The 8,845-nt window shown below is 68.5% G+C and carries 8 protein-coding genes and 1 pseudogene; 4 read left to right on the forward strand and 5 right to left on the reverse strand.

Annotated elements, in window-relative coordinates:
• The coding region (locus tag Q8M88_RS05720; RefSeq protein WP_305595282.1) for an efflux RND transporter periplasmic adaptor subunit at positions 1 to 882 on the reverse strand (882 nt) is incomplete at its 3' end.
• A gap of 279 nt (positions 883 to 1,161) precedes the next feature.
• Here Q8M88_RS05720 and Q8M88_RS05725 point away from each other — a divergent pair.
• From Q8M88_RS05725 to Q8M88_RS05735, 3 genes are all read left to right on the forward strand, one after another.
• A complete protein-coding gene (locus tag Q8M88_RS05725; RefSeq protein ID WP_371132638.1) occupies positions 1,162 to 2,277 on the forward strand; it encodes a DUF2336 domain-containing protein in 1,116 nt (371 codons plus the stop codon).
• Positions 2,278 to 2,311: 34 nt separating this feature from the next.
• Positions 2,312 to 3,094, forward strand: a complete 783-nt coding sequence (locus tag Q8M88_RS05730) for an NAD kinase (protein WP_305595284.1) — start codon at positions 2,312 to 2,314, stop codon at positions 3,092 to 3,094.
• Positions 3,095 to 3,170: 76 nt separating this feature from the next.
• Positions 3,171 to 3,653 carry an Hpt domain-containing protein gene (locus Q8M88_RS05735; protein ID WP_305595285.1) on the forward strand — a complete coding sequence of 161 codons (483 nt, stop codon included), beginning with the start codon at positions 3,171 to 3,173 and terminating at the stop codon, positions 3,651 to 3,653.
• A gap of 59 nt (positions 3,654 to 3,712) precedes the next feature.
• Here Q8M88_RS05735 and Q8M88_RS05740 read toward each other — a convergent pair whose 3' ends face one another.
• Together Q8M88_RS05740 and Q8M88_RS05745 are read right to left on the reverse strand one after the other, a co-directional pair.
• Entirely contained in the window at positions 3,713 to 4,528 is an 816-nt protein-coding gene (locus Q8M88_RS05740) for an NUDIX domain-containing protein (protein ID WP_305595289.1), read from the reverse strand.
• A 126-nt stretch (positions 4,529 to 4,654) separates the two neighbouring features.
• Entirely contained in the window at positions 4,655 to 5,803 is a 1,149-nt protein-coding gene (locus Q8M88_RS05745; protein ID WP_305595286.1) for a DUF2336 domain-containing protein, read from the reverse strand.
• 188 nt (positions 5,804 to 5,991) lie between these two features.
• Here Q8M88_RS05745 and Q8M88_RS05750 point away from each other — a divergent pair, with 188 nt between their 5' ends.
• Positions 5,992 to 7,797: an ATP-binding protein gene (locus tag Q8M88_RS05750; protein ID WP_305595287.1), complete on the forward strand. Its 1,806-nt coding sequence runs from the start codon at positions 5,992 to 5,994 to the stop codon at positions 7,795 to 7,797.
• 4 nt (positions 7,798 to 7,801) lie between these two features.
• Here the strand turns inward: Q8M88_RS05750 and Q8M88_RS05755 are convergent, their stop codons facing one another.
• Positions 7,802 to 8,629, reverse strand: coding sequence for a transglycosylase SLT domain-containing protein (locus Q8M88_RS05755; protein WP_305595288.1), 828 nt, complete (start codon positions 8,627 to 8,629; stop codon positions 7,802 to 7,804).
• Positions 8,630 to 8,663: 34 nt separating this feature from the next.
• A pseudogene (locus Q8M88_RS05760) lies at positions 8,664 to 8,845 on the reverse strand (D-amino-acid oxidase); the annotation flags it as partial.

Genomic DNA, 8,845 nt, shown 5'->3' on the forward strand with positions numbered 1-8,845 from the left:
GCCGCGGGCGATGGCGACGCGCATCAGCATGCCAGGCCGCAGCCGGCCCCCGGGATTGGGGAATTCGGCGCGAGCGGTGATGGCGTGGGTGTTCGGGTCGACCCGGGTGTCGAGCTTGGCGATCCGGCCGGCGATGGCCTGATCAGGATAGGCGTCGGCGTGGGCGACGATCGGCTGGCCGTCCCGCAGCGAGGCGACGTAGCGTTCCGGAACTTCGAAATCGACGCGCACCGCCGACAGATCGTCCAGGGTGGCGATCACCGCGCCTGGATTGACCAGGGCGCCGGGAGCGATGTCCGAAAGCCCGACGACGCCGGCGAAGGGCGCGCGGATCATCCGGTCGTTGCGGCGCGCCTCGGCGGCGCGCACGTCGGCGACGGCGCTCTGATAATCGGCCTCATACTGATCGACGGACGCCTTGGCGGCGAAGCCCTTGGCCGACAGGGCCTTCCAACGATCGTAGGCGCGCTGGGCCTGTACGAGCTTGGCCCGCGCCTGTTCCAGACCGGCGTCCTGCTCGGAGTCCTTCAGTTCGACGAGCACCGCGCCGCGTCCGACGCTCTGGCCGTCCGTGAAGTTGACTTTCTGCACAAGCTGGGTCGCCGCCGCGCTGAGGGTGACGGACTGGCGCCCCTTGGCGACGCCGAGGACGTCGATGGCCTCGACGAAGGTGCGTTCGGTCACCGTGGTGGCCGAGACCTGGGCGGCCATGCCGCCGCGCCCGCCAGGGCCGCCCTTGCCTGCGGGAGCGCCGGCGGCCGCCTGGCCGGGGCCGGAAGGCCGTGTCGCCATCTTCAGCCCGCCGACGACGACCATGACGAGAAGGATCGCCAGGGCGCCCGCGAGGAAGAAATGCCGTCGTAGCAAACCGTCGAACTCCATCGCCGCAGGCGCTTATCAATCAAGGATTTAAAGCGCCTCTTAGGGGTTCCTTATGCGCCGCGTCCAGTAACAGAACTATGGCTGCGCATTGCGGCGCTGAAATAGCCCGCGTTCCATGCGTTCGACGCCAATGCGAAGCAGCTGGTCAACCGCGTCTCACCCGCAAACTCAGGCGCCGCGTGAAGCCGGATGGCGAGGTGGCGTTAAGCATGTTTTTATACCCTGAGATGATGGTCACGGTGGCTTAACCGACATCAACAGACGGATCGTGGATTGGGCGTGGCCGCGAGCACCGACAGCCTGCTGCAACTCGCGAGAAGCCGGGCCCCCGCCGACCGGGGGCACCTGCTGCTGGCGCTCGTGGAATTGTGCGACACGAGCCAGAGCGGACGGGTGATGAACGCGCCGCCCGTGCAGGCGCTGCTCTCCTCGATCTTCATGAGCGTCGTCGTCGAGGCCGAACGCGATATCCGCAAGCGTCTCGCCGAGAAGCTGGCGAGCGCCGCGTGGGCGCCCGCGGCGCTGGTCAACGTGCTGGCGCTGGACGACATCGAGATCGCCGCGCCGATCATCGCGGCGAGTCCTGTGCTCAAGGACCAGGACCTGGTCCGCCTGCTGCTCGAAGCCACGCTGGACCATCAGATCGAAGTGGCGCGCCGGCCGAGGCTTGGCCCGCCCGTCGTCGCCGCCATCCTGCAACAGGCGGAGCCGGCGGTATTGACCGCCCTCGCCGCCAACACGGCCACACACCTGACCCCCGCGGACATGGTGAAACTGGTGGAGGCGTCACGGCGCATCGCCTCGCTGCGGTCACCGCTGGTCCGCCACCCGGAATTGACCACTGACCTCGCCCAACAACTTTACGTCTGGATCGGCCAGTCGCTTCGCCAGTCGCTGGCCAGCCGCTTCCGCCTGGACACCGCGGCGCTGGACGCCGCGCTGGCCGACGCGGTGCGCGAGGCGCACGGGGGAATCGTCGAGGAAGCGCCCAGCGCCGTGGTCTGGACGCGTGAGGACGAGCGCGAGGACATGGAGCGGCGGCTGGTCGCCAAGCTGCAGAGCGCGGGACAACTGCGGCCGGGATACCTGCTGCGGGCGTTGCGTGAGCGCAAGCTCAGCCTGTTCGTCACTGCGCTCGCCGCGCTCGGCCGGTTCGAAGCCGATGATGTGCGGCGCGCGATCGACAGCAAACAGCCCGAGTTGCTGGGCCTCGCCTGCGCCGCGGTGGCCATCGACCGCAGCGTGTTCCCGACGATCCTGGACCTCGTGCGACGGCTGAACGGCGGCCACCCCGATGGCGGCGACGAGGGCGCACGGCGTGCAATCGGCGCGTTCGGATCGTTCTCCCCGGCGGTCGCCGGGGCCGCCTTCCGCCAAGCCATCCGCACGGTTTGACAAGCCGCTCAGGCTGGGCGCTTGTGGCGGCGAAATGTCGAAACTCGAGCCTCTCGTGAACCGCGTCGCCTTCGTCGCCAGCGACCGCCCCGAGGCGCAGGAAGCGCGCGAACGACTGATCGTCCGCTATGGCGGGGCCGCGCCTGGCGAGGCCCGCGTGATCGTAGCCCTCGGCGGCGACGGCTTCATGCTCGAGACGCTGCACGCCCGCATCGACGAGCCCAAGCCGATCTACGGCATGAACCGAGGCTCGGTCGGATTCCTGATGAACGAGTACAGTGAAGATCACCTGCTGGAGCGCATCGAGGCGGCCGAGCGCGCGGTGATCCATCCTCTGCGGATGACCGCGGTGGACGCCGACGGCCGGGCGCACGAGGCGCTGGCGATCAACGAGGTGTCGCTGCTGCGCCAGACGCGCCAGACCGCCAAACTGCGGATCCTCATCGACGGCAAGACGCGGATGGATGAGTTGCAGTGCGACGGGGCGATGCTGGCGACACCGGCGGGCTCCACCGCCTACAACCTGTCGGCGCACGGGCCGATCATTCCACTCGACGCCAAGGTGCTGGCCCTGACTCCAATCAGCGCGTTCCGACCCAGGCGCTGGCGCGGCGCGCTGCTGCCGCACGCCGCCACCGTGCAGTTCCAGATCCTGGAAGCCGAGAAGCGGCCGGTCAGCGCGGTGGCCGACAATTTCGAGGTGCGTGACGTGATCGACGTCAGCGTCACCGAGGATCGGGGCGTCAGCCTGACGATGCTGTTCGACGCGGGACGGAGCCTGGAAGAGCGTATGCTGGCCGAGCAGTTTTCCGTCTGAAAACAGTCGCCTGAGCCTCATGGGTTATTAACGCATCGCACCTACCTTACGGGCAGAATTCTCTAGGAGACCGCTCGTGAGCCAGCAGAACTCTGGACAGGTGATCCAGGTCCCGAACACCCTTCGTCTAAAGGTCGGCGGTCGCTTCGGCGCTATCGATCCGAGCGCCATCGCCAAGGCCGAGGCGGCTCTGAAGAGCCTGTCCGGCAATTTCGCCCAATGGCTGCAGGACGAAGTGACCAAGCTCGAAGCCGCCCGCCAGCGGGTGAAGACCGAAGGCGCGACGCCCGAGACCATGGAGTCGCTTTATCTGCGCGCCCATGACCTGAAGGGCCTAGGCGCGACGTACGAATTCCCGCTGATCACCCGCATCGCCGGTTCGCTGTGCAAGCTGATCGACGACAAGGAGAAGCGCGTCGAGGCGCCGATGGTGTTGATCGACGCCCACATCGACGCGGTAAAGGCGGCGATCCGCGACGATATCCGCACCGACCAACACCCGGTTGGTCAGATCCTGATCCAGGAACTGGAACGCCGGGTCACCGAATCCGGAGCCTGAGGCTCCTTACCGATTTCCGAGAGGGCCCCAGCTAACGCAGGGCCATGCGACTCCGCGCCCTAGGCGGCGCCGGCTGGCGCGGGCGCGGCCATGGGTTCGGCCACGTCGCCGTAACCGGCGTCCAGGGGGAGCACGAGGAAGCGACTCCCGTCCTTCTCCAGCAACTTGGGCTGCACTGTGACGATGGTGCGCGCGCCGGCTCGCACGACCGCATCGGCGGCATCGGCCGATTCAGCCAGCAGCTGCAAGTTCATGCGGGTCGGGAAGATGACGTTCTTCTCGCCCGTCAGCGCCAGGCGCACCGCCTCGGACGGCGCGATCCATTCGGCGTCCACCGTCTCATGCCCGTCACAGGCCGCGAGCTGGTCGTCCGGCGCCTTGGCCGTAAAGAACCACGTGTCGAAGCGCTTGGGCATCCATTGTGGCGTGATCCAGTGGGCGAACACCGTGAGCGCGCCTAGGTCCAGCTTGGCGTCGAGATCGCGGACCACGTCTAGGAAGGCGGTCTCGCCGGCGTCCACCGCCTTGCGCACCTCCATCGGACAAGCCTCTCCGCCGATCGAGCGGCCGTCGGAATGGCGGGCGAGCAGGATGCCGGCCTCTTCAAAGACCTCGCGGATGGCGGCGATGCGCAAGCCCCGCTGGTCGGCGTCATGGTCGTCCCAGCCGATCGTCCAGTCGCGCCAGGCCTGATCGTGGTCGCCCGCATGGCTCTTGCCGCCCGGGAACACCAGAGCGCCAGAGGCGAAGTCGATCTGGTGATGGCGTTTGACCATCAGGACTTCGAAGCTGGGCTCGTCGCGCAGCAGCATGATGGTCGCGGCGGCGCGGGGCGTGACGGGTTCGGACGTGTCGGTTTGGGGCGTGCTGGGCATTTCGCCAGCTTGTGCGAAAACGCTCATGGCCGCAAGCCGTGCACGACTGCATTCTGAGCCAGGCGGCAGAATTTATTCAGTAGATATTACGTCAGTGATTACAGTAAGATGAAGCCGCGTCGATCATCACGCGGCGTTGCGCGCGCTGGCGGGCCGGCGTGCTTCAGCGGCGACGCGGTCCATCTTCTCGAGCAGATATTCCACATCCTCCCGCACGGCGGTGTGCGGCTGGGTGAGGAAGCGCTGCATCAGGTGTTCCTGGAAGCGCTTGCGCTCGCCGGCGGACCCATCGAACGACATCGAGTGATAGGCGTCGACCCCGGCGCGGAACGCCGGCAACAGACGCGCCGGCAGCCCTGCCCGCTCGTAGATGGCGCGAAGGCCCAAGGGGCCCGCGTCGTGGATCATCAGCCAGGTGCGGTGGTGTGGGATCGAGGCGAGCTCGGCCAGCGACCACTCGAAGAACGTCATGTGTCCGTGAACCAGCGCGCGCAGCAGCAGCGAGGCCGTAAGCCGCTCGTGCTTGTTGAGGTGCGCCACGAAGCTGCGCATGTCGGCGGCGCGGCCGGCCTGATCGACAAGGTCGATGGTGGCGCGTTCCTTGGCGCCCAGCGCGATCTGCAGCGCCAGGTCCGGCGACAGGGCATGGGCGCTGACGAGATGGTCGAGCACCTTTTCGCTGACCAGTTCGACTAACTTCTCGGTCACCGCCAGCGGCAGGGTGTTGCGGTAGGCCATCGCCGAGAGCACGCGCTCGGACTGCTCGAAGCGATCGATCACCTTCTGCAGGGAACGTTCGGCGAAGTGGGCGTTGTCGTTGGCGCAGGCGGCCTCGACCGCACGTTCGACGCCGACTTCGGCGATTACGTCCGTGACGGTGGCCGACAGCACCGGCCGTTTGGCCACGGCGACCTGACGGATCGGCTCACCCAGGCGGATGATCTCGGCCAGGTCCTCGTCGGTGAAGGCGGGCGAGAAGCTGAGGATCGGCAGGGCGACGCCGTCGACGTCACGGGCGAGCTTGAGCGCCACGTCCCTCGGCAGCGCGGGTGAATTCTTCAAGGTCACGGCCACGGCGCGACGCACCAGTTCGGCGGCGTCGGTGGCCATCACCCTTAAGATGTCGTGGGCGCGCTCGCGCTCTTCGGGGTCGAGCTCGGCCGCCTCGATGGTGCGGCAAAGCTTGTGGGCGGCGACGGCGCGCTCGTCGGGCGTCGCGCCTTTCACCAGCGTACGGAGATCTTCGTCCGTTAACGCCGCGCGGGTGTTCGCCATCTGGCCCTGGTCCCCTTAGCCCGCAAGTCCTGCTTGATCATTGACGGTTAGGCTTAACGATTGGTTGCAGAGCCGGTCTGCGTCGACACGATCGCGGCAACGTCCTGGAGTTGTGGATTAACGATGTCGGGTAACCGCGCGCAAACCGAGACGGCGTAGGTTCAGGCGATCTCGAAAAAGGGCGCGCCGTGACGTTTCAGACCGATGCCACCGCGCTCGACCCAACCCGAGGCGGACACTCCGTCACCCAGCAGGCGCTGGAGGCCCAGACCGCTCTGCTGCCCTATGCGCTAGGGGCGTTCGGGATCAGCCTGCCGATCTACGTCTGGGCCGGCAGTCACGCGCCCAACAGCGTCTGGATGACCGGCAGCTTCGCGATCTTCGCGACCGCCTGGGCGGCGTTCTACGCGGTGGTGAACTGGCTGAAGCAGCCGCAGGCCGCGAACCTCACTTTGCGCGGCCGGGTGCACGTGCTGGCAGGACTTATCTGGGCCGCGGTGATCGGCCATGTGGCGCTGTTCGCCGACAACGCCGGACCGGCGCGCGAGGCGCTGATGCTGGTGGCGCTGGCCGGCGCGGTGATCTGCATCTTCTTCACCTCCACCTGGCTGCCGAGCCTGCTGATCGTCGGGCCGGCGATCGCGTCCGGTCCGCTGATCTTGCTGTTCACCAGCTCCGAAGGCCGCGACCTCGCCGTGCAGGGCTGGGGCGCGCTGGCGCTGGCGTTCGCCCTGTCGCTGATGCTGAACCGGCTGTTGCGGCGACAGTTCGCGCTGGCCGCCGACCGCGAGATGCTGATCGCCGAACGGGCCGGCACCGTCGAAGAGGCGCGACGCCTGGCGCAGTCGAAGTCCGATCTGGTGTCCACGCTCTCGCACGAGATCCGCAACGGCCTGAGCGGCGTGGCCCACGTGCTCGCGGCGGCTGCGGGGCGCGGCGGGCGTTCGGCCCCGTCCCGCGAGCAGTTGTCCGCGGCGCTGGACGCAGCCAACGATCTGATCGCGGTGCTCAACACCACACTGGATTCCGAGACCGCCGAGAGCGGCCGGCTGGCGGTGGAGATCCGCTGCTTCGAGCCGGTCTCGCTGGTCCGAGACCTGGTGTTGCTGAACCGGCCGAACGCCGCGGCCAAGGGGCTTGAATTCACCCTGCACGTACCGACCGACCTGGACGAGCCTCGCCACGGCGCCGGCGTCGCCGATCCGACGCGGGTGCGGCAGATCCTCGCCAACCTGATCGGCAATGCACTGAAGTTCACCATCCGCGGCCGCATCGAGGCGCGCATAGAGCGGGTCGGCGAGAACCGGCTGGCGATCGAGATCGCCGACACCGGCCCCGGCCTGACACCTGAGGAGATGGAGCGGGCGTTCGAACCCTTCCACCGCATCGAGCGGACCAGCGCCGGCACCTCCGGCGCCGGGCTGGGCCTGTCGCTGGCCCGCCAACTGGCGCGGCTGATGGGCGGTGAGCTAACGGCGCACAGCGCGCCGGGCGTGGGAAGCTGCTTCCGCCTGGAGATGCCCTTCGACGCGGCGGCTGAGCCCGAGCTCGCCACCGCACCCGCGGCCGCGCCGGACAAGACCAAGGCCGAACGCGGATCGATGCGCATCCTCATCGCCGAGGACGACCAGCTCAACGCCGCGATGCTGCGCGCGATCCTCGAACAACTCGGTCACCAGGTCGTGCACGCCGTGGACGGACGCCGCGCGGTCGATCTGGCCACGGTATGCGATTTCGACCTGGTGATGATCGACGGACGGATGCCGAACATGGACGGGCCGCAGACCACCGCGGCGATTCGCGCCCTGCCCGGCGCCGCGAGCCTGACCCCAATCATCGCGGTGATCGGCGGCGACGCGGACGAGGCGGCGGAATGCACCCAGGCCGGCGCGGACGCCGTCCTGCGCAAGCCGGTGAGCCTGTCGACGGTGGCGCGCGCCGTGGCCGACGCCAGCGCAGTGGAGCGCACGCCGCGCACGCGGCGGGTCGCCTGAGGGATCAGCTCTTGTCACGCGCGTCGGCGAGGACGCGCAGCATCTCGCTGGTGAACAGCGAACCGGTCAGGCGACTAGCGCCGGACCCCGTGTCGGGCTCCTGAGGCCCGCGCAGGATCATCTGGACGAGCGCCTGCTCCTGGTCCATGCGGGTCTGGCGGCGGGCGGAAGCGTACTGGATGAAGCCGCCGTCGTCCTGGGCGGGCCGAGGCGCCGTCTCGACGGCTGGGGCCGAGCCGCCGGTCCGCGTGAGATTGGCGTAGACCTCGGCGACGGTCGCCGCGCGGCCCCTGGTGTAGAAGATCGATCGGTTGGCGCCGGCGGCGTCGGGGAAGATCGAGGCGGCCGCTGCGCCCGGCTGGGTGCGCATCGCTTCGATCAAGCGGGCCGAGCCCTGCGGTCCGAGGAAGTGGGCGGCGTAGAGTTCGCCGGAGGTCGGCGCCCGCCCGACCCGGCCACGCAGGTAGGCCGCATGGTCAGAGGTCAGTTCACCGGCCATCAGCGACGCCGCATGCGGGTCGAGCCGCAGGTCCATGACGGTCTTGCGCGCCTCGGGCCCGGCGACCCGGTAGCGGCCGTCGGAGCCTTTGACGATCAATTCGGCGTAGCGGGCGTAGCCGTATTTGGCGCCGTGCTGCTTGAGCGTGCTTAGCCAGGTCTGCTCGACGAACTGGAACAGTCCCGCGGCGGACGATGTGGGCGCCTTGGCCCTGGGGTTCATGCCGCTTTCGCGGCCCGCCGTGCGCACCAGGAAGCTGAAGTCCACGCCGGTGGCGGTCGACGCGCGTTGGATCGCGGCCTCGACGACTCCCCGGATGCCCTGCACTGCCATACGGCAGTCGTGAACGGACATGGTTAAGCGAACCCTAATCGATCCCGCTGGCGACCTTGAAACGCTTGGGATGCAAGGTCGCAGCATGCGGCCCGGGGTCATCGCCCATGGCGTAGGCGGCGATCATCCGCGCGACCAGCGGCGCCAGCAGCCAGCCGTTGCGGCGCGCGCCGGCCGCGATCAGCACGCCCGGCGTCGCGGCCGGCCCGACCAGCG

It is taken from the genome of Phenylobacterium sp. (assembly GCF_030693805.1).
Lineage (GTDB): Bacteria > Pseudomonadota > Alphaproteobacteria > Caulobacterales > Caulobacteraceae > Phenylobacterium.